Genomic DNA, 26,405 nt, shown 5'->3' on the forward strand with positions numbered 1-26,405 from the left:
CGGGGGAGAGCCCCATGTTGTTGGGCATTAAAGCAACTCAAGGGCTGGCTGGCAATAATGATTATGGGAACATAGGTAATTATTTTTTGTAAATAAATGGGCAATTGCGCTATCACTTTCTAAACTTTATCGGTAACTTATAGCTAATTTATAAGAAAAAACGGCTTTGCTGACATAAAGGATACTGGCGACATGTCCACAGAAAACGCTTTGCTGACCATCTTGGTTGACCGCATAAATAACGATACTTTGGTGCTGCCAACCTTGCCGGAAGTGGCACTTCGAGTGCGTAACGCTGCAGATGACCCGGATATAACTTTACATGATATGGCGGACGTGATCGCCAATGATCCCGCATTAGCAGCACGGATGATCAAAGTTGCGAATAGCGCCTTGATGAGTCGCTCGGTGAAGGTGACGACTATAAACCAAGCCGTTACGCGCATTGGACTAAGGCAGATAAAAAATATTGCCACAGCGATGGCGATGGAGCAGCTATTCGTCTCTCAGCATGAGCTGATCAAAGGCTATATGGATAAGGCATGGCAAAAGACTATTCGTGTTGCCTGCCATTCGATAGCGTTGGTGCAGAACTTTCGCAAGCAACAGCGTCATGACACGATCAATACCGAAACTATCACCTTGGCAGCACTGACCTACAATATTGGTATTTTGCCTATTCTCACCGAGGCTGAGAAGCACCCAGAGGTGTTTGCTAATCCGAGCTTTTTAGCTCATGCTATTCAAAAACTAGCAGGGCGCATTGGTGCTGCTATTTTAACCGCTTGGGACTTCTCTGATGAATTCGTAGAAGTAGCAAAGTGCTGGGCCGATCCTAATTATCGTCCTAAAGAGGTGGAGTTTGTCGATTTCATCCGCATGGGCGCGATCATGGAGGGCATTTTACAAGTGTCAGATAAGTCGTCCGCACTGAATGTTTATGTCGATAAAGGGATTATCCCATCTGTGGAAATATTTGCTGACGATGAGTATCAGGAAGTCGTGGGTGATATAAGAGAAATATTCAGTTAAAAAAAGGAGCCTCAGGCTCCTTTTTCAGTTATGCATTGTACTTACAGATCCTCGGCATCGCCTAATTGATTGGTCAATGCATCAAGGAGTTGTTTGATTTCTTCCGAGGCAAGAATAAAGTCTGCGTCAAGCTTTACTGCCATGTCTTCTTTAGGAATATCGGCGTTTTCTTCTTTTAACGTATCGGCATAACTGACGCGTTTAATAGAGCCATCATTTTGCAATAAGAACTTCACTCGTTCTTGATACTCCAACGCCAGCTTAGTGACCTCTTTGCCATTATCTAAGTGGTTTTTAACCTCATCACTGGATAGGTCATGGCCTTTAAACTTCACTTGTGCCCCATTGTCATCTTGCTCTTGCAACTCGGCGTCTAAGCCAATCGCGAAGCCTTCTGGAGCGTTGAATTCCTTCAACCACGACGTTAAAAATAAGCCAAGATCATAATTTGCAAACGCTGGCACAACAGGCAATGTGCCTAGTGACTTGCGCAATAACGCAAGTAACTCTTCTGCTTTATTAAAGCTGGCACTATTGACCACAACCCAGCCATTTTCCATATCGATAAAAGCAAATTGGAGGCTAGACTTCTTAAATGCTTGAGGCAGCAAAGAATGCAAAATGTTTTCTTTTAGCTCATCTTTTTCTTTTTTGCTAACGCGGCGGTTTTCTTCAGCTTCTAAATGATCGATCTTCTCCTGCACCATCTCGTTGACGACCGCAGGGGGCAGTACTTTTTCTTCCCGCTTAGCGCACACTAAAACAGTACTTTGCGAGAAGTGACTGAGCATCTGACCATGTTTGCCAAACGGCTTGGTCCAGCCAAAGGTATGCATGTCTTGGCTGCCACAGGGGCGGAATACGTCTTGCTCTAGGGCTTTTTCAAAATCGTCTTGTTGGTAACTGATGTCTTGCTTAAAGCGATAACAGATAAGGTTGCTAAACCACATAGTTTTACTTCCGTTGAGCTGTGGGCTCGAATTAAATGTGGCGCCATCATAGCAGGAGTCACCTTACTAATTAAACATTTGCATTGGCTTTGGTAGGTCTTTTGGGATAGTAATCCGGTATTGCAAACCTTGGCCTGGCTCGCTGCTCACTTCAATCTCACCCCCCAAGGTTTGTTTAACCAAATTGAAGGTGATATGAGTGCCCAGACCACTGCCGCCCTGGTCACGTTTGGTGGTAAAGAAGGGGTCAAACAGTTTATCTAATTGTTCGGCATCAACACCACGACCATTATCACGATAGTTGATATCCACTAAGCCATCATTTTCGCTCACATCAATAGTGATAGTGCCCTTTTCGACACCTTCAAAGCCATGAATGAGTGAGTTCATAATTAGGTTAGTGAAGATTTGGCTAATAGCACCAGCAGGTAAATTGAGCACCAAGTTATCGGGGCAGTTTACATCCACTTGGTGTTGAGTTTTCTTAATTTTTGGGTGCAGTGAGCGAATCACCTCGCCCAAGTATTCTTTAAAGTTTATGGTGCGTACCGCTTCACTGGCCTGATCGACTGCTATTTGTTTAAAGCTGGCAACTAATTCTGAGGCGCGGGCAAGATTCGAAGTGAGCAGTTCAGTACTTTGCTTCGCATCTTTAATAAACTCTTCTAGCGCTTTCGGGGAAAGTGTTTTTTCTTTATAAGCATGCTCAATGGCATCGAGACGCTCTTGTAAGAAGGAGGTTGCGGTAACACCTATTCCCACTGGCGTGTTGATATCATGAGTGATACCCGCGACTAAACCACCCAGCGCTGCCATTTTCTCCGAGCCAAGCAAGCGCTCTTGGGCCAAATTGAGCTCATCGACATAACGCTGCATCTCGCTTTGCTTGGTTAGCAACTCTTGCTCGGTATGACGGCGCAGTTCAATTTCCTCTGTTAAGTTGAGCTTTTGTTTTTCCAGCTCATATTTCTGCTGCTGCAAATCCATCATCGCTTGGCTTAGGTTTGAGGTTTTTCTTGCTACCTCTTGCTCCAGCTGTAAGTTTTGCTGGTCCAGTTTTTCATTGCTTTTCAATAACTCTTTTTGGGTGTGTTCCAGTTTATTGCGATACTCGACTACTTTATTGATCATGTTGTTGAATGACTGCGCCATGACATTCAACTCGTTTTTTTCATTACTATCGAGGTTTATTCTTGTCCCTTCTAAGTCATCTAGCTCGAGGCTTTCAATCTGCTCGGTAAGTTGATTGAGCGGATGGGTGAGGTGTTTACGAAAAGCCAATAAAAACAATAAGATCAAAAACGCGGTTTTGATCATGGCGTTGCCGACCAGAAGATAGATTGACACGATAATACGGCTGACAACCACATCTCGGCTGGAAAAAAGTGTGACATCACCCACTTGAGTAGCGCGCCCAGAAAACTCAAAAATTAACGGAAAGGTGTAACCAAATAATCCGGAGGGAGTATCTTCTATGATAGAAGCATCTTGCACTAATTGTTGCGAGTAAAGCTCGCGAATGTCTAAAGAGCGCCCGAGTTGAGAAATCACTTCGCCGCTGTCATCGCGGACAATAATTCCTTCAACCATAGGGATAGCAATTAACCCTTCGGCGATGGTAATACTTTGATCAGTATTTAATTCCCAAATTGCGCGGGTAAGGCTGCCACTAAAGGTCTTTTGCAGTGTTTGTAGTTCATCGCGTATGTAGTTTTTGGTATTCAAGTACTCAGCAAAGACTTGGCCGCAAGTGACAACAAATGTGAGTAAAAAATACACCGACAAAACACTGGTTAGGAGCTTCTTCGACAAACTATTATGCAACATACGAGTACAGAGCCCTTGTATAAACCATGAAAAAGCGATGATAAAACGTCAATTATCAGCCCTAAATTCGCCATTGGCTTCAAAAACCTAAAGCTAGCCAAGATTCTTGAAAAAATAAATAAAATAATAGCTTAAAGACTGCAGATTAACAAAAATCTATGGCCTGCGGTGTTAAGATTTGTTTATAGCTATGGTATAACCTACTGATATAAGTTTTACCCTCAAATGGCGTAGTAATGGCTTTTCAGGTGTTAGTCTGTGACGATTCCGTAATGGCTCGAAAACAAGCGAGCAAAGCGGTTATGTCTATTTTGCCTTGCGCGGTGACGCACGCTACAGATGGTGAACATGCACTGACACTAATGAGCGAACAACACTTTGATCTCCTCTGTTTAGACCTCACCATGCCGAAAATTGACGGTATCGGGGTATTACAACAAATGCGCACACGCAAAATAGAAACCTACGTAGTGGTTATTTCTGCCGACGTACAGTCGCAAATGAAGCAGCGCACAGCGCAACTCGGCGCCCTTGGATTCATTAATAAACCGGTAAAAACAGATGCTTTAGCGGATGTTTTGCATAAATTTGGCGTTTACTAATCTTAGTTATATCTAAAAAGCATATTTTTTCTTTTCTTTAGCTGTTGACAGAAATAGTCATTTTCGTGCAGTCTAGAACCATGAACACAAATTACGCAACACTGACCACCATTATTACCACCACCATCCTTAGCGGATAGTGGCATGGGTCGGTGCGCAGAGAAAAAAGGCCTATGCTCACTGAGCATAGGCCTTTTTTTTGGTCTAACGCCACGCCCTGGTAAAAAGGTGTTATTGGGAATGAGGAAAACATGCAAGTACTAAAGTTTGGAGGCTCGTCACTGGCCGATGCCAGTTGTTTAAAGCGAGTAAGTGAGATTGTCCGCCAAGAGCTCAAAGAGCAAATGCTGCTGGTATTGTCAGCCCCCGGCGGTATGACGGATACATTGGTGGGGCTAGCTGAGAGTGCGGCGGCAGGTGCAGATATCCAGTCACAGTGGCAACTGTTTTATGAACGTGCACACACTTTGAAAGACGAAGTGTGTGAGCAAAATCAGCAGCCTGCAAATTGGCCTGACTTTACGCAGTTAAAACAAAAGCTAGAAGGCGTGGCTTTATTAGGACAGTGCCCGGATTCGGTGTTCGCTTATGTAATTAGCTTTGGTGAGCGCATTAGTGTGGCCTTGATGCAGGTGCTACTCGATGATTTTCGCCCTCATTATATGAGTGCGGAACAAGTTATCCGCTCCAGCGGTGGCTACTTAAACGCTGAAGTTGATCTAGATGTATCAAAACTACAGTTTCGTGAATATTTGCACGCTAACCCCGCAAAAATCTATATTATGCCTGGCTTCACCGGGGCCAATGACGATGCCCAATTGACCACGCTAGGGCGTAATGGCTCCGACTATTCTGCTGCTGTTGCAGCCGCTTGTTTAGAGGCCGATATCTGTCAAATCTGGACCGATGTTGACGGTGTGTATAGCGCTGACCCTCGCTATATCAAAGGGGCCACTAAGGTCGATTTTCTGTCTTACAAAGAAGCGATGGAGCTTTCTTACTTTGGCGCTAAAGTCTTGCATCCCAAAACCATTGTGCCATGCGCAAAAGCGGGCGTGCCATGTGAGATAAAAAATACCCACAACAGTAAAGAACCCGGCTCATTGATCAGTGATGAAGTCACTGAAAGTGAGCCGGTAAAAGCGATCTCAAGTTTACAAGATTTGGCTATGCTCACGGTGTCAGGGCCGGGCATGAAAGGTAAAGTCGGCATGGCGGCTAAGGTGTTTACTGCGCTAGCAGCCGATAATGTCTCTATTGTTCTCATCACCCAGTCCAGCTGTGAGTTCAGCATTAGCTTTTGCGTGCATCAGCCAGATTTAGCCTTGGCGCTGCATGCTCTCGAACAAGCTTTTGAACTTGAATCAAAAGCGGGGCTTATTGAGCCTGTACAAGTGCAGCGGAATTTAGCGATTGTTACGTTAGTTGGCGATAACATGCGAGCACACAAAGGCTTAGCAGCGAAGTTCTTTGCCTCGCTGGCGCAGGCTCAAGTGAATATCGTTGCCATAGCCCAGGATTCAACAGAGAGTTCAATTTCTGCGGTTGTTGATGGTGAGTTATGTAATGATGCAGTGAAGGTTTGTCATGAAAACTTCTTTACCCATGTGCCTTCTATTGATGTTTTCCTGCTCGGCTGTGGGCTTGTTGGCAGCGAGCTGCTAAGCCAAGTGCGTAGGCAACAACAATGGTTGCAACAACGTAATATCAAACTCAAAGTCCGAGGCGTGGCCAACTCCCGACAAATGCTGTTAAACAGTGAGGGGATTGATCTAGAAAATTGGCAGCAGCCATTGGCGCAGACCTCACAGCAATTTGATCTAACCTTGCTGGAACAGTTCGTTAAGCAAAACCATCTGATTAACCCGGTGTTAGTGGATTGCAGCTCCTCTGGTGCGCTCGCTGCTCAGTATGCTGATTTCCTTAATGCTGGTTTTCATGTGGTAGCGGCTAATAAAAAGGCCAATACCAGCTCGCAGGCTTACTATCAGCAGCTCAAACTCGCTGCGCAGCGCAATAATCGCCGCTTTTTGTATGAAACCAATGTTGGCGCCGGCTTACCCGTGCTCGATAACCTGCAGTTGTTATTCGGTGCCGGTGATGAGCTTCTGCATTTTAGCGGCATTTTATCGGGATCGTTATCTTATATGTTCGGTGTGATCGGTGATGGCTTAAGCCTGTCACAAGCAACCATCAAAGCTAAAGAAAATGGCTTTACCGAGCCGGACCCTCGTGATGACCTTTCAGGGACTGATGTCGCCCGTAAACTACTTATTATCGCTAGGGAGTCAGGTTTGGCTCTTGAGCTGGATGATATTGAAGTGGAGTCGGTATTGCCGCCGGGCTTTGCCGAGGGACTAAGCGTTGATGAGTTTATGGCTAAATTACCACAACTTGATTCAGATTTTGCCGATAAGGTTGCCAGCGCCCAAGCCGAAGGAAAGGTCTTGCGTTATGTTGGCGCAATTGAAGATGGTCATTGTCGTGTTGGTATTGAAGCCGTTGATAGTCGACATGCGTTGTATGACATTCGTGACGGCGAAAATGCCTTAGCTATTTTGAGTCAGTATTATCAGCCCAAGCCTTACGTTATTCGCGGTTATGGCGCAGGAGCCGAAGTGACCGCAGCGGGAGTTTTCGCTGATATTTTGAAAACCTTACCACGTTAGGAGAGGGCCATGATTGAAGTTTATGCGCCGGCCTCGATTGGTAATTTTGCGGTTGGATTTGATGCGTTGGGAGCGGCTATTGCACCCATTGATGGCACTTTGTTGGGCGATGTGGTGCGAATTAGCGCCAGCGCTGATACAGAATTTGTGTGCTCAGGGCCTTACGCCCATAAATTGCCACAACAGGCAGAGCAAAATTTAGCCTTTATGTGCATGGCGCACTTTCGTGCCACGGTCGCACCAGATATGCCGACAGCGCGTATGGAGTTAGTTAAGAATCTGCCCATTGGTTCAGGTCTGGGGTCCAGCGCCTGCTCAGTGGTTGCGGCACTTGCAGCGCTGAATAAATTTGCCGGCACTGAGCTCAGTGAGGATGCACTCATTGAGCTAATGGCTGATTTTGAAGCTAAGGTCAGCGGCGCTCGTCATTATGACAATATCACGCCGTGTTTGCTTGGTGGTTTGCAGCTCACAGGGGCGCTGATACCCGGTCGTTCACTGACGATCCCCACTCCCAGTAACTGGTATCCAGTGGTCGCGTTTCCCGGTTTCACCCTTAATACCGCTCAGGCTCGAGCAGTGCTGCCGCAGCAAATGAGCTTACACCATGGTATTGAATTTGCTCAGCGTCTCAGTGCATTTTGTACGCTAATGCATCAGCAACAGCATGAGTTAGCGATGGAGCTGATGATTGATACGGTTGCTGAGCCCTATCGCAGTGAATTGATCAGCGGTTTCAGTGCCGCTAAAAAGGCGGTGCTAGAGTTAGGCGCGAAGGCGGTGAGTATTTCTGGTGCTGGGCCGACGCTTTTTGCACTATGTGACAATATCAATGATGCTAAAAACTGCCAGCAGTGGTTACAGCAGAACTATGTAAATGAACAAGGCTTTAGTCATATTTGTCAGATAGATACGGCAGGTACGCGGGTTTTGAATGAGGGAAAAGAATAATGCGGTTGTATAATTTAAAAGATGATAGCCAGGTGGTGTCTTTTGTTGAGGCGGTAAAAACGGGGTTAGGGCGCAATCAAGGGGTGTTTTTTCCGCAACAGCTAACGCCACTGGATAATATGGATGCCTTATTGGAAATGGATTTTGTCTCGCGCAGCACACAAGTACTGACGCACTTGATTGGCGATGAATTGAGTCCTAATGTGGTCGCTGAAATGGTGCAGGGAGCGTTTACTTTTCCAGCACCTTTGGTTCAAGTTGCCGACAACCTCCATTGTTTAGAGCTTTTTCATGGCCCTACCTTGGCATTTAAAGATTTTGGTGGGCGCTTTATGGCGCAGTGCCTTGCCCAGTTCAGTAACACAGAAAAGGTCACTATTCTCACAGCCACCAGTGGTGACACTGGCGCTGCAGTAGCCCATGCTTTTTATGGCAAAGAGAACATCGATGTGGTGATCCTGTACCCTGAAGGCAAGATATCAGAGGCGCAGCAAAAGCTGTTTACAACCTTAGGCAATAATATTCACTGTTACAGTGTAAAAGGTTCGTTCGACGATTGTCAGGCCATGGTTAAGCAAGGATTTTTGGATGACGAGCTCAAAACGCGTTTGCGCCTTAATTCTGCGAATTCTATTAATATTAGTCGCTTACTCGCGCAGGTATGTTATTACTTTGAGGCGGTGGCGCAGTTGCCCAAAGCGCAGCGAAACAAAGCGCACATCTCGGTGCCGAGCGGTAACTTTGGTAATGTGTGCGCAGCGATGATAGCGGCGCTGATTGGCTTACCCATTCAAAAACTCTCGGCAACAACAAATCAAAATGACACGGTGCCGCGCTTTATCGCCTCCAAGCAATGGCAGCCGCATGAGACTCAAGAGTCTCTGTCTAATGCTATGGATGTCAGTCGGCCCAATAACTGGCCTCGTGTACAAACGATGTTAGACAGTGGTCGTTTCAGCTATGACGATTTCTTTTCTCATGCTGTGGATGAGGAGCAAACCGCTTTGGCGATGCGTGAATTACAGAGCATGGGCTATCAAGCTGAGCCACACACCGCGATTGCTTATGAAGGGTTAAAAGCGGATTTAGCACCTGAGCATCAGGGGATTTTCCTAGCTACGGCCCACCCGGCTAAGTTTCAAGCCAGCGTGGAGAAGATTTTAAATGTTGAATTAGCGATGCCAAAGGCGCTTAGCGATGCCTTGGCTAAACCTTGCCTTGCTGAGCCGATGAGTGCAGATTATCAACAATTACGGCAAGCGCTGCTGGCGAAATTAGGTTAATTTGGTAAGCTAGCAATATCGATAACAAACGGCCTTTAGGGCCGTTTTTTTAATGGAACCGAGCAGCATGACATCTTGGTCTGATTTATTAGCAGAGCAAAAACAGCAGCCTTACTTTCAACAAACCTTGGATTATGTGCACCAACGCCGAGAGCAGGGCGTAGCTGTGTATCCGCCTCAAGAACAGGTATTTGAGGCATTTCGCGCCACCGCGTTTGAAGATGTGAAAGTGGTGATACTGGGTCAAGACCCATACCATGGTCCAAATCAAGCGCATGGCTTATGCTTTTCGGTGTTACCTGGGGTAAAACCGCCGCCGTCATTGGCGAATATGTATAAGGAATTGGCGCAAGATATCGCTGGATTCAGCATCCCTCAACATGGATATTTACAGTCTTGGGCACACCAAGGGGTGTTGCTGCTCAATACCGTATTGACCGTTGAACAAGGGCAAGCACACTCGCATAAGCACCTCGGCTGGGAGCGTTTTACTGACGTGGTCATCGAACAACTTAACCAACATGGCAAGGGCATTGTGTTTTTGCTTTGGGGCGCACACGCTCAGAAAAAGGGCAAGCACATCGACACGCAAAAGCACCATGTGCTTAAGGCACCTCATCCGTCGCCGCTGTCAGCACATCGCGGTTTTTTTGGCTGTGGTCACTTTTCCAAAGTCAATGAAATCCTTACCAACCAAGGTCAAGCTGCCATTGATTGGACTCTAGCCGAGCAAATATAACGCAATAAAAAAGAGGGCATCTAGGCCCTCTTTTTTATGTTGGTATCAAAAATCTAACTCTTCTAAACCAATGTCATCGCTGAACAAGTCTAGTTCTTGCAGTTCTTTGCGCAGACGTTGCTTATCTTTTAGTGCTTCGATTTCGCGCCATTTACGTTTTTTATTTCGACCGGATGTCTTTTTGGTCTCTGGACCTTCTATTATTTTTATTAGTTCATTCAGACTATCCATGACACTCTCCTGTATAACTAATGCAATCAATCTATACCACAGTTGGTATAAAAATAAAACGAAAATGTTTAACCAAGGTTACAGAAAAGTGATAATTCTATTACGAGCGGAAAGGGCAGAGAAATGGCGGCCCTGTGGGCCGCCGAATGGTGTTAGAGTTGTTTAAAACGAGCCTCTAAATCTTGCTGAGCTTTAGCAAAAGCACGAATTCCCTCGGCGAGCTTTTCAGTCGCCATCGCGTCTTCGTTATGCAACCAGCGGAATTCACTCTCTGTGAGTGCTTCAGGCTTAGGCTGTACATCGTTTGCACCGCTTAACAAGTAATCTGTATTAGCTGGCAACTCGGCTAATTCCTCGAGCAATGCAGGGCTTATGGTGAGGCGATCACAGCCCGTTAAGGCAAGAATTTCACCGGTGTTACGGAAGCTGGCACCCATGACGATAGTGTCGTAGCCGTGGCTTTTGTAAAAGTCATAAATACTGCGCACCGATTGCACGCCTGGGTCTTGCAATGGATCGTTAGGCTTCTCCATCCCGTTAGCAACATGCCAATCGAGAATACGGCCCACAAAAGGTGAAATAAGGTAAACATTGGCATCGGCGCATGCACGGGCTTGGGCGTCACTGAATAACAGCGTAAGGTTGCAGCGAATGCCTTCTTTCTCAAGTTGCTCGGCAGCTTTGATCCCTTCCCATGTCGATGCAATTTTAATTAAAATCTTGTCACGGCTGACGCCTTCTAAATCATACAGCGCGAGTAACTGTTTGGCTTTGGCAATGGTTGCTTGGGTGTCAAATGATAAACGCGCGTCCACTTCGGTGGAGATGTAACCAGGCACAATATCAGCGATTTCTTTACCGATTAATACGGCAAAATAGTCACAGGCTAATTCGAGTTGCTGCTGCGCATCAGTGCTTTGCTCTTTGGCATACTGCCATGCTTTATCCAGATAGGGCTTGTATGCGTCTATCTCACTCGCTTTAAGCAGCAAGGAGGGGTTAGTCGTTGCATCTTGAGGTTGATGTTTACGAATCGCTTCAATATCACCGGTGTCGGCTACAATGGTTGAATGTGCTTTCAACTGTTGCAGTGCTGTAGTCATGTGCTTTCCTCATTCCAAGCATAAAATCTGCTGAGCTTGCCTGTTGCTTGAAAACGCCAGACAAACATACATAGGTTATTTCGTTTATGTTGCACCTAAGTGACAACCAAAGGGAGGTCAATTGTCCGTGCATTGATGTCGCTATTGGCTAGCGCGCATGGAACCGACGCGCACCGTACAAGTGAACTTGCAGGTAGAAAGGTCGATTTTTGAATAAAGCGTGATTTTTGCTTTATTTAATGTTGAAATTGACACTAATTACTAGGCAAGTCAACTGCAATTATGATTACTGTTATATCTCCAGCAAAGAATCTTGATTACGATACGCCTGCGCCAACGCAGGACTACACGCAGCCAGAGCTGCTGAGCCACAGTGAAGAGCTGATCGAGGTGTGTCGCGAGCTTTCGCCGCAGCAGCTTGGCAGCCTCATGAAGATTAGCGATAAGCTAGCGGGGCTCAATGCCGCACGCTTTAGTGAGTGGTCGCAGCCATTTACCCCTGAGAATGCAAAACAAGCGGTGTTTGCATTTAATGGCGATGTTTACACAGGCCTTGATGCATCAAGCTTAGAGGATAAAGCCTTAGCCTATGCGCAGCAGCATCTACGCATTCTCTCCGGCCTTTATGGGGTGTTAAAACCACTGGATCTGATGCAGTCTTACCGCTTAGAAATGGGCACCAAGTTAAATAACCCCCGAGGCACAAATTTATATCAATTTTGGGCAGAGGTTATCGCCAAAAAATTAAATGAAGCCATGGCGCAGGCGGGCACATCCACGCTGGTTAACTTGGCTTCGAATGAATATTTCAAAGCGGTGGACAAAAAAGCACTCGACGGGACGATTGTTACGCCTGTATTCAAAGACTGTAAAAACGGCCAATACAAGGTCATCAGTTTTTATGCTAAGAAAGCACGAGGGATGATGGCGCGTTATATTATCGAAAACCAAGTGGACTCGTTATCGGCTTTACAACGTTTCGATAGCTCAGGGTACTATTTCAGCGCTGAAGCGACGAAAAATGACAACGAACCGGTGTTTTTGCGCGACGAGCAAAGTTAATTCCACATAGGGCTCTGCTGTTCTCTTTAAAGGTGAGGATGAGAGCCCGCAAACCCTTCCCCAGTCACCTTCCCCACTAATATGGCAGCTATCTTGCATCATTTACGCTTTATCTACTTATGCGCTTGAATGGAGCATTGCATGTTCGCTAATTTCAATGTCGAAAAAGCACAAAAACTCATTGAAGAAAAACTCGGTGGTTGGCTAGAGACCGCAATCAGTCATATTCCTAACTTAGTGGTGGCGATTGTCATTACTATCGTATTTGCGCTGTTGGCGCGGGTGCTAGGCTCAATCATTAGCAAAGTATTAAAACGCTCTTTGGACTCCGAGCAGATTGCAGGTTTAATGACCTCTATCGTGAAGATTTTGATTCTCACTCTCGGGGTGTTTATCGCCCTAGATTTCTTAGGGTTAAAAGGCACTGTCACTTCATTGCTCGCGGGTGCGGGGATTGTCGGTTTGGCTATCGGTTTTGCCTTTCAAGATATGACCGAGAACTTGATTGCCGGTGTCGCCATGGGCATTCGTAAACCCTTTAGACCCGGCGATGTAATCGAAAGTGGCGATGTGTTTGGCACCGTAAAATCAATTAATCTACGTAATACGTTAGTAGAGAACTTTTACGGTCAGTTGATCATTATTCCCAACAAGATTCTGTTTCGCAATATTCTCACTAACTACAACTATCTCGGTACCCGTCGTATCGAAGTGCCGGTTGGTATTTCTTATGGCGATGATATCGAAGCAGCAGAAAAAGCCATTGTCGAGCACATCAATAACCTCGACTTTGTTATTCGTAAAGAGGATACAGCCGTTTACGCCGATGGTTTTGGTGATAGCGCTATCAATCTGCTGGTTTGGTTCTGGATAGCCTACCCAAATGATGACCCAGGTTACATGGAAATCCGCAATCAAGCTTACATTACCGTTAAAAAGGCGCTCGACAGTGTGGATGTGACTATTCCATTTCCTATTCGTACCTTGGATTTTGGTATCAAAGGCGGTGAAAAGCTGGTGCAGATGTTGCCGTCACAGTCACCAGAAGAGGGGGCGCATAAGCAACGAGGCCAGGATGAAAAACCGGGTGAGGACAGTGAATAGCGACACATGTGCGCGGCTGCTGACTCGGTAAAAGCTGCAAGCGGGTTATAAAATTTTCCCGCTTCTTCTGGTTATTCGCTGTAATTGGGGAGTGCAAGTTGTAATTAGCCTACGCCTTGGCGCCATCGTTTAAATCAGACCCAGCTCGATGCCTCGCAATACAGCGCGGGTACGATCGCGTACCATCAGCTTGGCTAAAATAGCAGAGACCTGATTGCGCACTGTGCCTGCGGATTTATGCAGCGCCTCGGCAATCTCGGCGTTAGAGAATCCAGCAGCCACCAAGCGGAGGATTTCCAGCTCACTGAGACTGAGTGTTTCGTATTGGGTAAATTCATACAGCGGGGGATTATTCGGGCGTGAGGCGTGACAGGCGATAGTGTGTGTTACCGCCGGTTGTAACCAGCGTTGTCCTTGGCTGAGCGCGATGATGGCATCGGTGAGCACCGCAAAGGAAATATCTTTACGTAGATAGCCATCAGCACCAAGGCGAATGCTTTTGAGTACTAAATCATGCTCGTCAAAGGTCGAAAGTAGCATGACAGCAACAGGGAGCTTGGCATTGCGGATCTCACGCAATGCGTCAATACCACTGACTGTTGGCATACGCACATCTAACACCAAGACATCGACCGGGTTGGCCGTGAGCCAAGTAACGATATGCTCTGCGTGGTTGCGTTGTGCGCTTACCTGCAAATCAGGATGCAGTGCTAATAAGCTACATAATCCCTCGAGCACCAAATTTTGATCATCTACCACTGCCACTTTAATCACTATCAGCCTCCACACCTAACGGAAGCGCGATATCTAGGCGCGTGCCGGTCGCTAGCGAAGTCACAGTCAGCTCGCCGTCAAGTTGCATCACACGCTCTTGCATCCCCTTGAGCCCGTTTCCCCATTGATGGTGGTTAATACCCATACCGTCGTCCTCAACGCGCCAAAGTAACCACTGTTGCTGACGCCACAAGGAAATATCACAGCGCGTAGCGTACGCATGTTTGCGCACGTTAGTAAGCGCTTCTTGGGTGGCACGAAACAGCAACTCGGCGATTCGCGCATCACGCACTTTTACACGCTCACTGTAATGCAGCTGGGTAACAGGGTGAGCAGTATCTGCAATCAGTGTTGTTAGCGCCTGCTTGAGATCAATATTATCGAAAGCCCTGAGAGTACTCACCGTATCGCGCGTATGCGCCAGTAAATCAGTGATTATATGTTTGCACTGCGCCAAAGGAGGTTGCGCTGAGTGGCTGAGTTGTTGGGCCAGTTCCAGTTGTAAATTTAACGCCGTTAGGCCATGTCCTAACGAGTCGTGGATGTCTCTAGCGATGCGCAGGCGTTCATCGCGCTTGGCGGTATCTTGCAGTAAAACCTGGGTGGCACTGAGCTCTTGGAGTAGGGCCTTATTGCGCTCGTTGGCTCGGCGCTCATCAAGTAAGGCGTAGGATAAGCGCAGAGCAAACAAGTGATAAGCGATGAATAAGAGAGTATTCACGAGGTCGTAGGAGGTGGGCGTGGTGGCAAAATAGGCTAAAGGCATAACCAGTGCCAAAGCTAAGCACACTATTAGCGGCGCCAGATAGACAAGGCTTGCTACATACACCACAGAGAGGATTAAAATGAGACCGCTTTTTATCCAAATCAGTAGTATCAGCAACAGACTAAATTGTGCTGTGGCCAATATTTTCTGGGATCGAATAGTTCTCTGTGGGCCTGCGGTACGCAACAAGTGCAGCATGACAAAACCAGTGAACACAGCAGCGACGAACACATCTGGGTAAGGCAAGTTGAAGCGCAGTACATCCTGTTGTTGATGCAGCGAGTAAAATACAAAACCAGCGACGATAGCGCAGGTGAATAGTACTAGAACAGAGCCAGTCCAATTCGCTATAAAGTGGTTACTTTGCCATGCCTTCATGTTGTTGCGTCCATGCGTTTACTGCTCGGTATATAAAGCTGCTAAGCCTTGTTGGTTAGCCACAAGTAAGTATGAGCGATTGAACGAGATAGTACATAGGTCGACATTTTTTTGCGCTATTTTTATGTCGGAATCGCAATCACTGCCATGCACAAAAGCACTTAGCTCACCTGCATCTAGGCTAAAAGCGTGTCCCTTTATGCTAACCTGAATTGGTTCGGCAGCAAAGATACGTAGAGCATAGGCGTTGTCTTGGTTATCTTGTTGCTGCTCTATAAGACTTATGTTTATCTGAGCAGCGTTTTGCCAGGCGACAACGTGGTATGCGTGATCATATTCCACTTCCACTCTCTTTTGCGCTACTGGGCCAAATACGTTTCTTGCTGCAACATAAAGGGAGAGCTTTCTGTTGGCATTACTCTCGTGAGTAATGGCATATTGCTGTGCATCTTTTGCTAGGGTAGCGAGGTAATAATCATCATCTGCCACGTCGCGTTCATCACCGTTAAGTTGGGTGTTGGCGATGTGGTAATCCAGCTCGTAGTCAGTGGCGTTAAGCAGGTAGTAATCATTTTTATAATAATCACTGCCAAAATTAATGGTTTCCAGCTCTTCCTCTAAATCATCCGACGAGCAGGCGCTCAGAAACAGTGCGGCGGTCGTTAACAATAACCAGTGTGACTTCATCGTTTTATCCTTAATGGCAATGGGTGTATGCCCAAGTTTATCCATCAAGGAATGACACGCATGTGTCAAAAGTCATAACTGTATAATGAACTTTTAAAGAGAGGGGGCGTTACTGGCGGGCGTAATTACTGAATTCACGTAGTGACAGCTTGCCATCTTTGTCCTGATCATAGCTGCTAAAGCGTGACCATAATGCGGGTTCTTGGGCGGCTTCTGATTTACTAATGGCGCCATCGCGGTTGCGATCGAGTTCTTTAAAGCGCGACTCCACACTCCCAGCGTGGGCAGTGCTCAGAGAACTTAGAGCAATTAATGAGATAAATACAGTGACTATTACTTTCATATGAGTTCCTTGCGCGCGACTACGCACTTATATTGTTAGCCTAACGAATCGATTTTCACACGCCAACCAGAATAAGATTAATGGCTCGATTAGTGCGATTAAGTCCTAACTGGGTGTTAATTGTTGTTGCCTGAACCGAGCAAATTCATCGGCACTGAGTGTGTTATCTCGATTACGGTCGAGATCAGAAAAGACAGGCGCTAAACCATCGAGCTGCTGCGCTTCCAAATACGAAATAGAGTGATTATGATCACTATCCAAATGTTGAAATGAAACCTGGCTTTTTGCAAAAGTGACTGTTATCACCGTGAGAAAAGCAACGAAAACACTTAAACGTCGCACTGCATCCTCCAATTCATAGTGGCTTAATTCAAAAGCAGGTATAACCGATTTATCATGGCAAAGTCATACCCGCGCAGCATTAACAAGAACAATGCCAGTTTTTGTTCTTGTTAAAATTCATAGGGTTAGTAGGTTGGTCATGAAGGTAGCTAGGTAAATTTGTTGCCAAATAGCAACAGGTGGCGCGTTAATTTTTAAATTTATATATATTTCAAAGTTTTACGGATTCGCAAATTTGCAACAGGAGGCAAGTTGATAAAACAGTTATGGCGTTGGCGGCCCAATCTATTTACACAGTTTTTTATTGGCGTAGCCATTCTGTTGGTGCCATTGGCTTTAGTCGTGGTGGTGTTCTTGCAGGCCCTTGATAAGCACATGGTGAATACTCAGCAAATGGTTCTGAGTAGTTATCAAAAAAATGAACAATTCAATGAATTTAAACAACTTTTTCAGTCTTTAGAGCGTGCAACCCTGCAAAATTGGGTACTGCAAAGTGAGCAGTTAAGTGAAGCGGTAGCACAGCAATGGCAAAAAGCAGATACGATGCTGGATAGCCAAATCAGTGCCGCTGATGTATTCAGTGAACAAAGCCGTTGGCAAGAGCTGTATGCCACCTTTAGCGCTACCCGCGATGAATTGCGTAATAGCCAAACGCAAAACGCACAATTGTTTGTTCCTTTACGCCAGCAGATTAATACCCATGGTCAGTGGCTGCACGAACACACTAAAAAGCAAGTGACGCATGCGCAGCAAGCTCTGGCTGATTTACAACAAAGCTTTATCCATTGGCTGGTGGCCTTGGTGCCTATTGTGTTGCTTTTTGGTGGCGGGTATCTATGGCGTATTAGCAGCCGACTCAGCTACCTTTCACGGGTGATTGGGCGCTTAGGCAAAGGTGATTGGGATGTTGATATTAAGCTCACGGGTGCCAAAGAATTAAGAGAGCTGGGGCAGAAGCTGCATTGGATGCAGCAGCAACTACAAGCGTTAGAGCAGCAAAAGGATACGTTCTTACGCCATGTTACCCATGAATTAAAAACCCCCCTGGCATCAATGGTGGAAGGCTGTGATCTGCTTAGCGAGCAAGTCGTTGGGCCCATTAACGAGCAACAGCAGGATGTGCTGGAGCTGATCAGCCAAAGCACCGAACGACTAAGAGCGATGATTCAAAGTTTGCTCAATTATAACGCTATTCGCTCACGCACCGCCAATCCGCGCCCGTGTGATCTTGCTGACTTAAAACACCAAGTGTTAGAGCATTTCGCTGATCGCTTAGCGTTAGCGCAGCAGAAGGTAAATTGGCAGTGTGATAAAAAACTCGCTATGCTGCGCCTTGATGGCGAATTGGTACAAATGATTTTGGTGCAGCTACTCTCGAACGCCATTAAGTTTTCTCCACCGGGTGCCACCATCACCGTCGCGATTAGTCAAAGTAAGTCTGAGGTTGAATTAAAAGTATGCGACCAAGGGCCTGGAATTTCTAAGGCTGAGCAAGAACGTCTGTTTGACGCTTTCTTCCAAGGCAAAGCGGGCAAGTCTAGTCGCTTGCAGGGCAGTGGGTTAGGTTTGTCGATAGTTAAAGAATGTGTTGACCAACTCAACGGTGATATTAATATTCATTCAGTTTCCCCTAAGGGCAGTTGCTTTACGCTGCATTTCAATCAGTAATGGAGTTCATTATGAATAAGTTTGTCGCCTTGGTGAGCCTTGGTATGATCAGCATGCTAAGTGCCGGCTGTCAGTTGCTAGGGAGCGCAGAACCCAGTGCAACTGTGGTTGAACAACCCAAAGCGCCAACAACAGTGGTGGTCGGTACGCCCAACCCGAAACCGCGTCCAAAACAGCCGCCATCTTACCCGAGCGCACAACAGCTAGTGCAATGGCATGCACAGCAGTGTGGTGGTTTTGCCGCCACGGCACAGGATAACGATGAAACTTTCATTGCCGAGCCGCAACTGAAACAATTTTTTGCGCGCTTATGCTTACGAGGGCAAACGCAGCCACAAGAAATGTTGGCTGAACTCGAAGTCGTGAGTGCCCAGTATTACTGGCCTGAATCTAGCGCTCGCTACTTCTGGTTGCTGAAACAGCAACTTATCGCCAATGCGCAGATGCGCCAGGAGTTACAAGCGCAAAAGCAAGAGCAAGCGCAAATGAAAGCGCGCATGCAAAAAACCTTGTCTTCGCTTGCCGCAATAGAGCAACAGCTATTGCAGCGCAGTACCCAGCAGGAGAGTGACAATGAGTACTAAATCCAAAGTTTTATTAGTGGATGATGACGAAAGCCTACTGAAGTTACTCACTATTCGCCTGTTAGCTAATAACTATGAGGTTAGCACCGCGAATTGTGCTAGTGATGCCTTAAGCGAGCTGCAACAACAGCACTTTGATGTGCTTCTGACCGACTTGCGCATGGATGATATCGATGGCATGCAACTCGCCGAACAAGTGCAGCAACTTTACCCGACCATGCCGGTGGTGATGATGACCGCACATGGCTCTATTCCTGATGCGGTGAAGGCTACCAAGCAGGGCGTGTTTGCCTTTTTGACTAAACCCATAGATAAAGACGAGCTGATCGATACCCTAGCTAAAGCGGTGCGCCTGCATGGTCACAGCCAAGGTCAGCAAAGTAACCATCATGGTATCGTTACTCGCAGTGCCACCATGCACCACTTATTAGAGCAAGTGCGAATGGTTGGTGCCGCTGATGTGAATGTGCTGATCTCTGGGGCCAGTGGTACGGGTAAAGAGTTATTGGCCAAAGCGGTGCATGAAAATAGCAATGTCAGTGATGGACCTTTTGTTGCCATCAACTGTGGTGCGGTGCCCGCAGAGTTGTTGGAATCACAGCTGTTTGGTCATAAAAAAGGGGCTTTTACCGGGGCCACAACGGACCATGTGGGGTTATTCTCACAGGCCGAGGGAGGCACCTTGTTTCTCGATGAAATTGGCGATATGCCTTTGAATCTGCAGGTGAAGCTATTGCGGGTGCTGCAAGAGAAAACGATTCGCCCGGTAGGTCATAGTGAAGAAATCCCCGTTAATGTGCGGGTGGTGTCGGCAACCCACAAAGACCTACCCACGGCCATTAGTGAAAATACCTTCCGTGAAGATTTGTATTACCGCTTAAATGTCGTCAACCTGCGCCTGCCGGCGTTAAATGAGCGTCGCGAAGATATCTCGCTGTTGGCACATTACTTTTGTGAGCAAATTGCGGCGCGCCAAGAGCAGGCGGTGAAACGCTTCAGTGACGATGCTATGGACTTGTTACTGCGCCATGATTGGCCCGGTAACATTCGTCAGTTGCAAAATGTGGTGGAGCAAGTTGTAGCGCTTAGCCCTAGCGAGCTTATCAGTGCGAAGCAAGTGGCGCTAGCGCTGCAATGTGAGATGGAGTCGAGCTCACCCATCGCTCTTAATGAAGCGAAAAAGCAATTCGAGCGTGAGTATTTGATCCGCGTTTTGAAAATGGTGGATGGCAATGTCGCTCAAGCCGCTAAACTCGCTAAGCGTAATCGCAGTGACTTTTATAAGTTGATTAAAAAGCACGATATTGACGCTGAGCAGTTCGCGCCATCGGCAAGTAAGTAAGGGCCATTCTAAGGCTCTTACAATCTCAATAACTCATAGATATACTGACTCTTTTAAGACGCATGGAATAATTTAATGCAGTTATTTATGGTGTATTTAGGTGGGCGTGTTCGCGGCTGTCATATTGAAATGCACGACGTACGCTTTGTGGTTGGGGAGTCCATTGACGATACCTACTCAAAACTCAAGGCGCAATGGGTCGGTGACAAGGACAAGGTGCATATGGACTCGTATATGGCTGTTAACGATATTGATGGCTACCACATTGCCATTGCCGACACGCCGCAAAATCGTCCGGAGCGTTTGTATTTTGTGAACTTAGGTGCCTATGAAGCGGATAAAATGGCTGAGCAACATGCCTTCACATTGACCGTTGCACACAGCGCCGAGCAAGCCAAACAGCAAGTCAAACAACGTTATTTAACGCACATGAGCCATCAGCATAAAGATGATCTCCATGAGGTGGATGACTGCTTTGCCTTGGATTTGCTCGATAACCAATACCACATTCACCTAACCCCAAGCGGACGCTCGCAAACAATCAAGCCGGATTGGTTTGGTTATCACGTATTGTAGCGACCTGATTACTCCTCGTCCTGCTCATCTTGTTCTTGTTTGATGGCCATGCGTATCGCAATAATGACTAACGCAAACAATGCAAAGGGCAGGGCCGCGAGGGCGTACTCTACGATATGGCTATCTTGATAGTTGGGTTGCAACACAAAGTGACCACCCACACATAAGGCGATAGCAATAAATAAAATAGGCAGTAGGGCAAGTTCTTTTTTAGCGCGGTGTGGTTTCACAAAAATAAGGCACGAGGAGAAGACGTGCCTTATTGTAATGAACCTTCACTGTTAGGTTCAAGGGGTATTGGCTGAGGAGGCGTTGGCTCAGCGTGTTCGCTATTATTAAAGAGCGCAAAAATATACTCAATCTCCTCAGGTTGAAGAAGCTGACCTGTCATACTCATTTGTGCTCCATAATTGCGACGATGACCTAACTCTAACGCTTCAGGAATGAATAGGTCGTGAATCAATCTTGGATTATTTTAATGGTCAGTGAAAAGACCACGCCACTGCCATCAGCGAGGTTTTCAGCCTTTATTTGTGCTTGATGGTAATCGGCAATAAGCCGAGCCACGTACAAGCCTAATCCCAAATGGGGCTGCTGCTGCTTATCTTGCTCGCGGACCGACACCATAGAATCAAAAATATGCTCACCGATATCCGCAGGAAGCGCTGGGCCTTGATTACTCACTTTAAGCACTGCGTGCTGAGCTTGGCGCTCAAGGGATACGCCAATCGCGCTGCCCTCGTAAGCAAACTCCAGGGCGTTGTTAATCAGCTTATCTAACAGCTGCGCTAAAAAATCAGCTGAACCTTCCACGGGAATAGCCGCGTCGCTAATGTTGATGTCAAAGTGTGCTTGCGGGTATGCGAATTGATACCCCTGCATACAGCCATGCACCACTTGCTGCAGATCGTAATGTTCTTTTTTTGCCGTTGAGATACTTTGCTCTAAGCGTGTTGCTTCGCTCATGGTGGTGATCAATTTGTTCAGCCGATTGACCCCTTCTTGAGCGCGGGTGAGGTACTTTTGCTGTTGTGGCTCGGTGGCGATCATTTGCAAGTTTTCTAATGAGCTGCGCACCACCGCCACCGGTGTGCGTAATTCATGAGACAGGCGTGAGGACATATTCTCCAGGTAATGGGTATAGCCGCCTAAGCGATTAACGATGTTGGCGAAGCTGCGGGATAAGTCACCAATTTCATCACTGTCTTTACTCAGTGTTAAGGTACCGCGAACACGACCTTGCTCATCAATGGCTTGCTCGGCGCTGTCACGCAGGCGACGAATGCGCGAGGAAATACGAGAAGCGAAGAAAAACAGCGTGATGGTGCCGATAAACATCACCGCCAAAATCACGTTAAATAGCTTTTCCAGTGCCTTGTTGCGCAGCGTACGTACGCCATTGGTGGTCTCTTCTGCGATCACCGCGCCGAGCACTTGGTCATCACCCCAAATAGGGTAGGCGGCACTGAGAATAACGGCTTTGTTATCCGGTGTCAGGCGCCAGTTGGAGGCCGGCTTGCCTTTTAGGGCGTTGGCTATATGGCTGCCTTCAAGGGCGGCTACATCGTGCAAGGTATCTAAAAAATCACTGGGCGGGCGGGTGAGAATTTTATAGTACAGCGGGTGTAAAAAGCGCTCTTCAAAGCGTTGCCACGCCCCTTGTTGTTCGTTTTCTTGTAACGAGCTTGCCCAGACGCCATCGGCATGTTGAATGGTGCCAGACTGTGCTAATACTCGATGATGTTTATCGACAACCCAAATACGGCTGCCGCTGTGACCCATGCCTTTAATAATGCGTTTGATCTCAGGCGATGGCAGCAACACGGTGCCAAGGCGGTTGGCATCATGCACATTGGAGGTGGCCATGAGGTGGCGCTGCTGTTGGCCATCGTCCCAATCACTGATAGCAAAGCCCAGTTTGTTACCAAGCATATTTAAGGGCATACGTAGCTCGATGTTATAACCTTGTGCAGTGCGTCGGAAATAGCCCTGAATTTGTGTGTAGGGTTGCAGTGAAGGCAGTTCAAAGGCGTTGACCCAGCCATCTTCGCGGGTCGCGACAATGTAATTCGTAAGCTCCCCCTGTGGCGTTTTTATGGCGATTTTTAAGTGGTCGTTGCGACTCACGCCAAGGGCATTTTTGGGGCGGTAACGCACGGTGTCATCTCGCACCGCGAACACCGCGTACAGGTAATTACCATACTTGCCGACCATATGACGAAAAGAGAGATCAGCGTTGTCATGCTCTGGGTTGGGGGTACTCAGGTATTGGCCATGATACTGCCACATTAACTCTTGATAAGGCTGCCAATCACCCAATTCGCCATCAAGCCGAATGGCATTATCGATGCTGTAGGCGTACAGGTCGCGACCTTTCTCGACCTTGTCGGTAAATTGACTGGCGTTTTCAAACAAGGCCGGGCGTTCGTGTAAGGCTGTGGCCAGAGCTCGGGTGGTGCCCACCAAGGTTTTTTCTTGCCCTTTACGTAGGTACTTTTCCATTTCCCAGACGTATTCGTAGCCAAGCCATGGCAGGACGAATAAAAAGCAAGATAACACAATGACCTTACTGCGCAGGCCCAGGCCAAATCGTGCCATTTACTTCATTTCCCAGCGATAACCCATGCCATAGACGGTGTTGATACAATCAAAGCTAGCATCAATGGCTTGGAATTTTCTGCGAATACGTTTTACGTGCGACGTGATGGTGCTGTCATCGACGTATATTTTTGCATCGCTCATTAACTCATCACGACTTTTTACGTGACCAGGGCGCTTAGCAAGCGAATGTACCATCCAAAACTCGGTTACGGTCAGATCCACGGCTTGGTTTTGCCAAGCAGCGCGCATTCGCTTGAGATCTAACTCCAAATCGCCTTGCTCTATGGTTTCATTCGCTTGCGGGGGCGTCTCTTGTGCTTCCACGCGGCGAAATAACGCACCAATACGCGCTGCTAAATGGGCCATGCTGATATCTTTGGTAAGGTAATCATCGGCCCCCATACGCAGGCCACAGACTGTATCAATTTCGCTGTCACGGGCAGTTAAAAAAATAATTGGCAAGGTATGCGAGCGGGCACGCAAACTTTGGCACAGCATAAAGCCACCATCAATCTCATTGCCTAAGCCAATATCGACGATGGCGAGATCTGGTAGTTGCTCAAACAGTGCTCTTTCAGCACTGGGCCTGTCGGCAAACCCTTGTACCTGGTAGCCTTGTCCTTCGAGCATTTCAACGTAGTTATCGCGAATAGCAGCTTCGTCTTCGATAATGGCAATGCGTTTCATAATCCGTGTGCTGAGTTTTTTGTTGTGAGCGCTACTATATCGCGAATTTAGCGCTTTGTGAGCAGTAACAGGCTAATTGCCATAATTCATCATTTTTGTGCTCGCTTTGGCCGTCAGTGATTTATGCGAAGGACAAAAATATCCCCAAGGGTGTTTGGCTTATGTTAACGACAGGCTACAATAGCGGCTTTATATTTCCCAAGGTAGGCCCATGAAACTGACAGTAGAAATAAGCAAGTACCCATTGCATCAAGACTATATCCCCTATATTCAAGATTTCATTGACCGCCTTAATGCGCATGGCGATATTAAAGTGATCACCAATACCTTATCAACTCAGGTGTTTGGCGATTATGACACCGTGATGTCAGTGGTGAGTGCAGAAATTAAGCGCTCCTATGAAACCTACGGCAAGGCTATTTTTGTGTGTAAGTTTCTATGCGGTGATCTCTCTCCTGAGGCGAGTTAAGAGGCGTAAAGATGGAAACTCTGAGCGCTATTATTGCCGGATTCAGTGCCATGTCGGTGTGGGAATACGTTGCTGTGGCATTATCCATGGCTTACTTGCTATTGGCTATGAAAGAGAGTTTGTGGTGCTGGCCGGCGGCTTTCATTAGCACCTTAATCTATACTTTGATGTACTGGAACGGCGCTTTGTTAATGGAGTCGGCGCTACATTTTTACTATATGGGTATGGCGGTGTACGGTTGGTGGGCATGGCGCTATGGTCGTCAAAATAGCGCCCGCCAAGGCATTACTTCATACACTGTCCAGCGTCACGCAGTGGTAATCGCTGCCACGACGGTGGTCGCTCTCGTGGCCGGGTATATTATGGATAACTACACCCATGCTGATTACGCCTACCTTGATAGTTTAACCACCTGTTTTGCGGTGGTAACGACCTATTTGGTGGCACAAAAAGTGTTGGAAAACTGGCTATATTGGGTGGTTATTGATGCCGCGTCTATCTATTTATATGTTGCTAAAGGGTATTATCCGACAACGGTGCTATTTGTGTTTTACACGGTGATGGCGGTGGCCGGCTATCTGCGCTGGCGGGCGCAATACCAGCATAAGAGCACCACAGGAACGGCCTATGCCTAAATCTGTTGCCTCAATTAATAGCTTAGTGCGGCGTTATAAACCCAGCACGCGCATTGAGCAAATTACCTATTTGCCACAAGGTGTGAGCAACGAAAACTATCGTGTTGATACCGCAGAGCAATCGTGGCTGGTTAAATTTTATGCCAAGCCATTACCCCACGAGGCAATTGCGGCTCAGCGCCGCTTAGCCAAACAGGCTGCTTGTCCGGCGCCCTTGTACGTAGATGAAGCGCATCAAGGGGCTATTTTTCATTATGCGCCGGGTAAGGTACCAGAGCAGTTTGATGTCAGCCAAGCTGTGAAGTGTTTACAGCTCATCCACGCCCAACCATGCAGCGGGCCATACCTTGATTTGCATGCCGAGCTCAAGCGCTATGAGCATCAGCCTTTTTACCAAGCATATGCGCAGGCGCTGCATCAGGTTGTCACTGATACTAAAATGCAATCTGAAGATATGCGCTTTTGTCACAATGACTTAATTCGGCAAAACATTATTAGTTACTTAGGATGTTGGCAGTGCATTGATTTTGAATATGCTCAGCCCGGCGACCGATACTTTGATCTCGCCATGCTGAGCATTAGTTTCTCTCTGACTGAGGCACAACAGCACGCGTTGCTAAGTGAGTACTTTGGCAGTGAGCAACGCATCGACTGGATTAAGTTTACGGCTATGCAGAAGTTAGTCGCGGCGCTGAATTATTTTTGGTATCGAGCGAATAACACTGCGCATCGAGTGGATGAAGCCAAACTACAACTCGATGAGATTCTAAATGCCACCTAGGCGCTGTGCCAACTCCTTGTATCTTTCCACGTCGCTTTTATCGAACATTGGGTCACCGTTATCATCTTGGCTTTTGGCAATGAGCAAATGCTCACGGGCAAGGCGTTTTACGCGTTCAATTTTTACACCAAGGTATTCGGCGACTTGTTCTGCAGTCATCAAGTTCATAGGGGCTCCAAACAGCATATAAATAGTAGTGTACATACAGTGAAACAGACG

29 protein-coding genes are annotated in these 26,405 nt (G+C 47.0%); 15 read left to right on the top strand and 14 right to left on the bottom strand.

Annotation, left to right across the window (positions count from 1 at the left end):
- The first annotated feature begins 192 nt into the window (after positions 1 to 192).
- Entirely contained in the window at positions 193 to 1,032 is an 840-nt protein-coding gene (locus tag MHM89_RS12255) for an HDOD domain-containing protein (RefSeq protein ID WP_045979301.1), read from the top strand.
- Between the two features lie 41 nt (positions 1,033 to 1,073).
- Here MHM89_RS12255 and rdgC read toward each other — a convergent pair whose 3' ends face one another.
- A complete protein-coding gene (gene rdgC, locus MHM89_RS12260) occupies positions 1,074 to 1,982 on the bottom strand; it encodes a recombination-associated protein RdgC (protein WP_152441171.1) in 909 nt (302 codons plus the stop codon).
- 66 nt (positions 1,983 to 2,048) lie between these two features.
- Entirely contained in the window at positions 2,049 to 3,809 is a 1,761-nt protein-coding gene (locus MHM89_RS12265; protein ID WP_045979303.1) for a HAMP domain-containing sensor histidine kinase, read from the bottom strand.
- Positions 3,810 to 4,045: 236 nt separating this feature from the next.
- Between MHM89_RS12265 and MHM89_RS12270 the strand changes: the two genes are divergently transcribed.
- From MHM89_RS12270 to ung, 5 genes are all read left to right on the top strand, one after another.
- On the top strand, positions 4,046 to 4,411 hold the full coding sequence (locus tag MHM89_RS12270; protein ID WP_138547096.1) for a response regulator: 366 nt from the start codon (positions 4,046 to 4,048) through the stop codon (positions 4,409 to 4,411).
- A 251-nt stretch (positions 4,412 to 4,662) separates the two neighbouring features.
- Positions 4,663 to 7,080 carry a bifunctional aspartate kinase/homoserine dehydrogenase I gene (thrA, locus tag MHM89_RS12275; protein ID WP_239408924.1) on the top strand — a complete coding sequence of 806 codons (2,418 nt, stop codon included), beginning with the start codon at positions 4,663 to 4,665 and terminating at the stop codon, positions 7,078 to 7,080.
- Positions 7,081 to 7,089: 9 nt separating this feature from the next.
- The gene (gene thrB / locus MHM89_RS12280) at positions 7,090 to 8,031 is read left to right on the top strand and encodes a homoserine kinase (protein WP_022943430.1); all 942 of its coding nucleotides are present in this window, start codon (positions 7,090 to 7,092) and stop codon (positions 8,029 to 8,031) included.
- The gene (gene thrC / locus MHM89_RS12285) at positions 8,031 to 9,314 is read left to right on the top strand and encodes a threonine synthase (RefSeq protein ID WP_239408925.1); all 1,284 of its coding nucleotides are present in this window, start codon (positions 8,031 to 8,033) and stop codon (positions 9,312 to 9,314) included. The genes thrB and thrC overlap by 1 nt, the downstream gene beginning before the upstream one ends.
- Positions 9,315 to 9,381: 67 nt before the next feature.
- A complete protein-coding gene (gene ung / locus MHM89_RS12290; protein ID WP_239408926.1) occupies positions 9,382 to 10,053 on the top strand; it encodes a uracil-DNA glycosylase in 672 nt (223 codons plus the stop codon).
- Positions 10,054 to 10,098: 45 nt separating this feature from the next.
- On the opposite strand, the gene MHM89_RS12295 is transcribed toward ung, so the two are convergent.
- The gene (locus MHM89_RS12295) at positions 10,099 to 10,284 is read right to left on the bottom strand and encodes a DUF3545 family protein (protein ID WP_022943433.1); all 186 of its coding nucleotides are present in this window, start codon (positions 10,282 to 10,284) and stop codon (positions 10,099 to 10,101) included.
- Positions 10,285 to 10,436: 152 nt separating this feature from the next.
- Positions 10,437 to 11,387: a transaldolase gene (gene tal, locus MHM89_RS12300; protein WP_045979309.1), complete on the bottom strand. Its 951-nt coding sequence runs from the start codon at positions 11,385 to 11,387 to the stop codon at positions 10,437 to 10,439.
- A gap of 282 nt (positions 11,388 to 11,669) precedes the next feature.
- Here tal and yaaA point away from each other — a divergent pair, with 282 nt between their 5' ends.
- The gene (yaaA, locus tag MHM89_RS12305; protein WP_239408927.1) at positions 11,670 to 12,449 is read left to right on the top strand and encodes a peroxide stress protein YaaA; all 780 of its coding nucleotides are present in this window, start codon (positions 11,670 to 11,672) and stop codon (positions 12,447 to 12,449) included.
- 141 nt (positions 12,450 to 12,590) lie between these two features.
- Entirely contained in the window at positions 12,591 to 13,553 is a 963-nt protein-coding gene (locus tag MHM89_RS12310) for a mechanosensitive ion channel (RefSeq protein ID WP_138587689.1), read from the top strand.
- 129 nt (positions 13,554 to 13,682) lie between these two features.
- Here MHM89_RS12310 and MHM89_RS12315 read toward each other — a convergent pair whose 3' ends face one another.
- The 5 genes from MHM89_RS12315 to MHM89_RS12335 all read right to left on the bottom strand — a co-directional run bounded on the left by MHM89_RS12315 (position 13,683) and on the right by MHM89_RS12335 (position 16,843).
- Complete coding sequence (locus MHM89_RS12315) at positions 13,683 to 14,327, bottom strand: response regulator transcription factor (RefSeq protein WP_239408928.1); 645 nt, start codon at positions 14,325 to 14,327, stop codon at positions 13,683 to 13,685.
- Positions 14,320 to 15,471 (bottom strand): sensor histidine kinase, encoded by a 1,152-nt coding sequence (locus MHM89_RS12320; RefSeq protein ID WP_239408929.1) that lies wholly within the window; start codon positions 15,469 to 15,471, stop codon positions 14,320 to 14,322. The genes MHM89_RS12315 and MHM89_RS12320 overlap by 8 nt, the downstream gene beginning before the upstream one ends.
- An 18-nt stretch (positions 15,472 to 15,489) precedes the next feature.
- A complete protein-coding gene (locus tag MHM89_RS12325) occupies positions 15,490 to 16,158 on the bottom strand; it encodes a hypothetical protein (protein ID WP_239408930.1) in 669 nt (222 codons plus the stop codon).
- 109 nt (positions 16,159 to 16,267) lie between these two features.
- A complete protein-coding gene (locus MHM89_RS12330; RefSeq protein WP_022943440.1) occupies positions 16,268 to 16,501 on the bottom strand; it encodes an EF-hand domain-containing protein in 234 nt (77 codons plus the stop codon).
- Between the two features lie 105 nt (positions 16,502 to 16,606).
- A complete protein-coding gene (locus MHM89_RS12335; protein ID WP_022943441.1) occupies positions 16,607 to 16,843 on the bottom strand; it encodes a calcium sensor EFh in 237 nt (78 codons plus the stop codon).
- A 252-nt stretch (positions 16,844 to 17,095) separates the two neighbouring features.
- On the opposite strand from MHM89_RS12335, the gene MHM89_RS12340 reads away from it, so the two are divergent.
- The 4 genes from MHM89_RS12340 to MHM89_RS12355 all read left to right on the top strand — a co-directional run bounded on the left by MHM89_RS12340 (position 17,096) and on the right by MHM89_RS12355 (position 21,013).
- On the top strand, positions 17,096 to 18,511 hold the full coding sequence (locus MHM89_RS12340) for a HAMP domain-containing sensor histidine kinase (protein WP_239408931.1): 1,416 nt from the start codon (positions 17,096 to 17,098) through the stop codon (positions 18,509 to 18,511).
- A gap of 11 nt (positions 18,512 to 18,522) precedes the next feature.
- Positions 18,523 to 19,095: a hypothetical protein gene (locus tag MHM89_RS12345; protein ID WP_022943443.1), complete on the top strand. Its 573-nt coding sequence runs from the start codon at positions 18,523 to 18,525 to the stop codon at positions 19,093 to 19,095.
- Complete coding sequence (locus tag MHM89_RS12350; protein ID WP_022943444.1) at positions 19,085 to 20,437, top strand: sigma 54-interacting transcriptional regulator; 1,353 nt, start codon at positions 19,085 to 19,087, stop codon at positions 20,435 to 20,437. The genes MHM89_RS12345 and MHM89_RS12350 overlap by 11 nt, the downstream gene beginning before the upstream one ends.
- A 75-nt stretch (positions 20,438 to 20,512) precedes the next feature.
- Positions 20,513 to 21,013, top strand: a complete 501-nt coding sequence (locus MHM89_RS12355) for a DUF1543 domain-containing protein (RefSeq protein WP_022943445.1) — start codon at positions 20,513 to 20,515, stop codon at positions 21,011 to 21,013.
- Positions 21,014 to 21,021: 8 nt separating this feature from the next.
- On the opposite strand, the gene MHM89_RS12360 is transcribed toward MHM89_RS12355, so the two are convergent.
- The 4 genes from MHM89_RS12360 to pdsR all read right to left on the bottom strand — a co-directional run bounded on the left by MHM89_RS12360 (position 21,022) and on the right by pdsR (position 24,301).
- On the bottom strand, positions 21,022 to 21,243 hold the full coding sequence (locus MHM89_RS12360; protein ID WP_045979315.1) for a hypothetical protein: 222 nt from the start codon (positions 21,241 to 21,243) through the stop codon (positions 21,022 to 21,024).
- 29 nt (positions 21,244 to 21,272) lie between these two features.
- Complete coding sequence (locus tag MHM89_RS12365; protein WP_157576255.1) at positions 21,273 to 21,410, bottom strand: hypothetical protein; 138 nt, start codon at positions 21,408 to 21,410, stop codon at positions 21,273 to 21,275.
- A 62-nt stretch (positions 21,411 to 21,472) separates the two neighbouring features.
- Positions 21,473 to 23,611 carry a proteobacterial dedicated sortase system histidine kinase gene (pdsS, locus tag MHM89_RS12370; RefSeq protein ID WP_138508674.1) on the bottom strand — a complete coding sequence of 713 codons (2,139 nt, stop codon included), beginning with the start codon at positions 23,609 to 23,611 and terminating at the stop codon, positions 21,473 to 21,475.
- Entirely contained in the window at positions 23,612 to 24,301 is a 690-nt protein-coding gene (gene pdsR / locus MHM89_RS12375) for a proteobacterial dedicated sortase system response regulator (RefSeq protein ID WP_022943449.1), read from the bottom strand. It abuts the gene before it with no gap.
- A gap of 211 nt (positions 24,302 to 24,512) precedes the next feature.
- Here pdsR and MHM89_RS12380 point away from each other — a divergent pair, with 211 nt between their 5' ends.
- The 3 genes from MHM89_RS12380 to MHM89_RS12390 are packed head-to-tail and all read left to right on the top strand — an operon-like array spanning position 24,513 to position 26,186.
- Positions 24,513 to 24,770: a hypothetical protein gene (locus tag MHM89_RS12380; RefSeq protein ID WP_045979317.1), complete on the top strand. Its 258-nt coding sequence runs from the start codon at positions 24,513 to 24,515 to the stop codon at positions 24,768 to 24,770.
- Between the two features lie 11 nt (positions 24,771 to 24,781).
- Positions 24,782 to 25,405: a nicotinamide riboside transporter PnuC gene (pnuC, locus tag MHM89_RS12385; RefSeq protein WP_022943451.1), complete on the top strand. Its 624-nt coding sequence runs from the start codon at positions 24,782 to 24,784 to the stop codon at positions 25,403 to 25,405.
- Positions 25,398 to 26,186: a phosphotransferase gene (locus tag MHM89_RS12390; RefSeq protein ID WP_239408932.1), complete on the top strand. Its 789-nt coding sequence runs from the start codon at positions 25,398 to 25,400 to the stop codon at positions 26,184 to 26,186. Before pnuC ends, MHM89_RS12390 begins: the two co-directional genes overlap by 8 nt.
- Here MHM89_RS12390 and MHM89_RS12395 read toward each other — a convergent pair.
- Positions 26,172 to 26,354: a helix-turn-helix domain-containing protein gene (locus MHM89_RS12395; protein WP_022943453.1), complete on the bottom strand. Its 183-nt coding sequence runs from the start codon at positions 26,352 to 26,354 to the stop codon at positions 26,172 to 26,174. The genes MHM89_RS12390 and MHM89_RS12395 overlap by 15 nt on opposite strands.
- Between the last annotated feature and the right edge of the window lie 51 nt (positions 26,355 to 26,405).

The sequence above is a fragment of the Pseudoalteromonas sp. CNC9-20 genome, assembly GCF_022347875.1.
Lineage (GTDB): Bacteria > Pseudomonadota > Gammaproteobacteria > Enterobacterales > Alteromonadaceae > Pseudoalteromonas > Pseudoalteromonas ruthenica.

Coding starts and splice junctions, on each gene's coding strand:
- tal (WP_045979309.1), bottom strand. CDS start 11,387: ATGACTACAGCACTGCAACAGTTGAAAGCACATTCAACCATTGTAGCC.
- MHM89_RS12255 (WP_045979301.1), top strand. CDS start 193: ATGTCCACAGAAAACGCTTTGCTGACCATCTTGGTTGACCGCATAAAT.
- thrA (WP_239408924.1), top strand. CDS start 4,663: ATGCAAGTACTAAAGTTTGGAGGCTCGTCACTGGCCGATGCCAGTTGT.
- MHM89_RS12350 (WP_022943444.1), top strand. CDS start 19,085: ATGAGTACTAAATCCAAAGTTTTATTAGTGGATGATGACGAAAGCCTA.
- ung (WP_239408926.1), top strand. CDS start 9,382: ATGACATCTTGGTCTGATTTATTAGCAGAGCAAAAACAGCAGCCTTAC.
- MHM89_RS12390 (WP_239408932.1), top strand. CDS start 25,398: ATGCCTAAATCTGTTGCCTCAATTAATAGCTTAGTGCGGCGTTATAAA.
- MHM89_RS12365 (WP_157576255.1), bottom strand. CDS start 21,410: ATGAGTATGACAGGTCAGCTTCTTCAACCTGAGGAGATTGAGTATATT.
- MHM89_RS12355 (WP_022943445.1), top strand. CDS start 20,513: ATGCAGTTATTTATGGTGTATTTAGGTGGGCGTGTTCGCGGCTGTCAT.
- MHM89_RS12310 (WP_138587689.1), top strand. CDS start 12,591: ATGTTCGCTAATTTCAATGTCGAAAAAGCACAAAAACTCATTGAAGAA.
- MHM89_RS12265 (WP_045979303.1), bottom strand. CDS start 3,809: ATGTTGCATAATAGTTTGTCGAAGAAGCTCCTAACCAGTGTTTTGTCG.
- pdsR (WP_022943449.1), bottom strand. CDS start 24,301: ATGAAACGCATTGCCATTATCGAAGACGAAGCTGCTATTCGCGATAAC.
- MHM89_RS12320 (WP_239408929.1), bottom strand. CDS start 15,471: ATGAAGGCATGGCAAAGTAACCACTTTATAGCGAATTGGACTGGCTCT.
- thrB (WP_022943430.1), top strand. CDS start 7,090: ATGATTGAAGTTTATGCGCCGGCCTCGATTGGTAATTTTGCGGTTGGA.
- MHM89_RS12330 (WP_022943440.1), bottom strand. CDS start 16,501: ATGAAAGTAATAGTCACTGTATTTATCTCATTAATTGCTCTAAGTTCT.
- yaaA (WP_239408927.1), top strand. CDS start 11,670: ATGATTACTGTTATATCTCCAGCAAAGAATCTTGATTACGATACGCCT.
- pdsS (WP_138508674.1), bottom strand. CDS start 23,611: ATGGCACGATTTGGCCTGGGCCTGCGCAGTAAGGTCATTGTGTTATCT.
- MHM89_RS12380 (WP_045979317.1), top strand. CDS start 24,513: ATGAAACTGACAGTAGAAATAAGCAAGTACCCATTGCATCAAGACTAT.
- MHM89_RS12295 (WP_022943433.1), bottom strand. CDS start 10,284: ATGGATAGTCTGAATGAACTAATAAAAATAATAGAAGGTCCAGAGACC.
- thrC (WP_239408925.1), top strand. CDS start 8,031: ATGCGGTTGTATAATTTAAAAGATGATAGCCAGGTGGTGTCTTTTGTT.
- pnuC (WP_022943451.1), top strand. CDS start 24,782: ATGGAAACTCTGAGCGCTATTATTGCCGGATTCAGTGCCATGTCGGTG.
- MHM89_RS12345 (WP_022943443.1), top strand. CDS start 18,523: ATGAATAAGTTTGTCGCCTTGGTGAGCCTTGGTATGATCAGCATGCTA.
- MHM89_RS12270 (WP_138547096.1), top strand. CDS start 4,046: ATGGCTTTTCAGGTGTTAGTCTGTGACGATTCCGTAATGGCTCGAAAA.
- MHM89_RS12325 (WP_239408930.1), bottom strand. CDS start 16,158: ATGAAGTCACACTGGTTATTGTTAACGACCGCCGCACTGTTTCTGAGC.
- rdgC (WP_152441171.1), bottom strand. CDS start 1,982: ATGTGGTTTAGCAACCTTATCTGTTATCGCTTTAAGCAAGACATCAGT.
- MHM89_RS12395 (WP_022943453.1), bottom strand. CDS start 26,354: ATGAACTTGATGACTGCAGAACAAGTCGCCGAATACCTTGGTGTAAAA.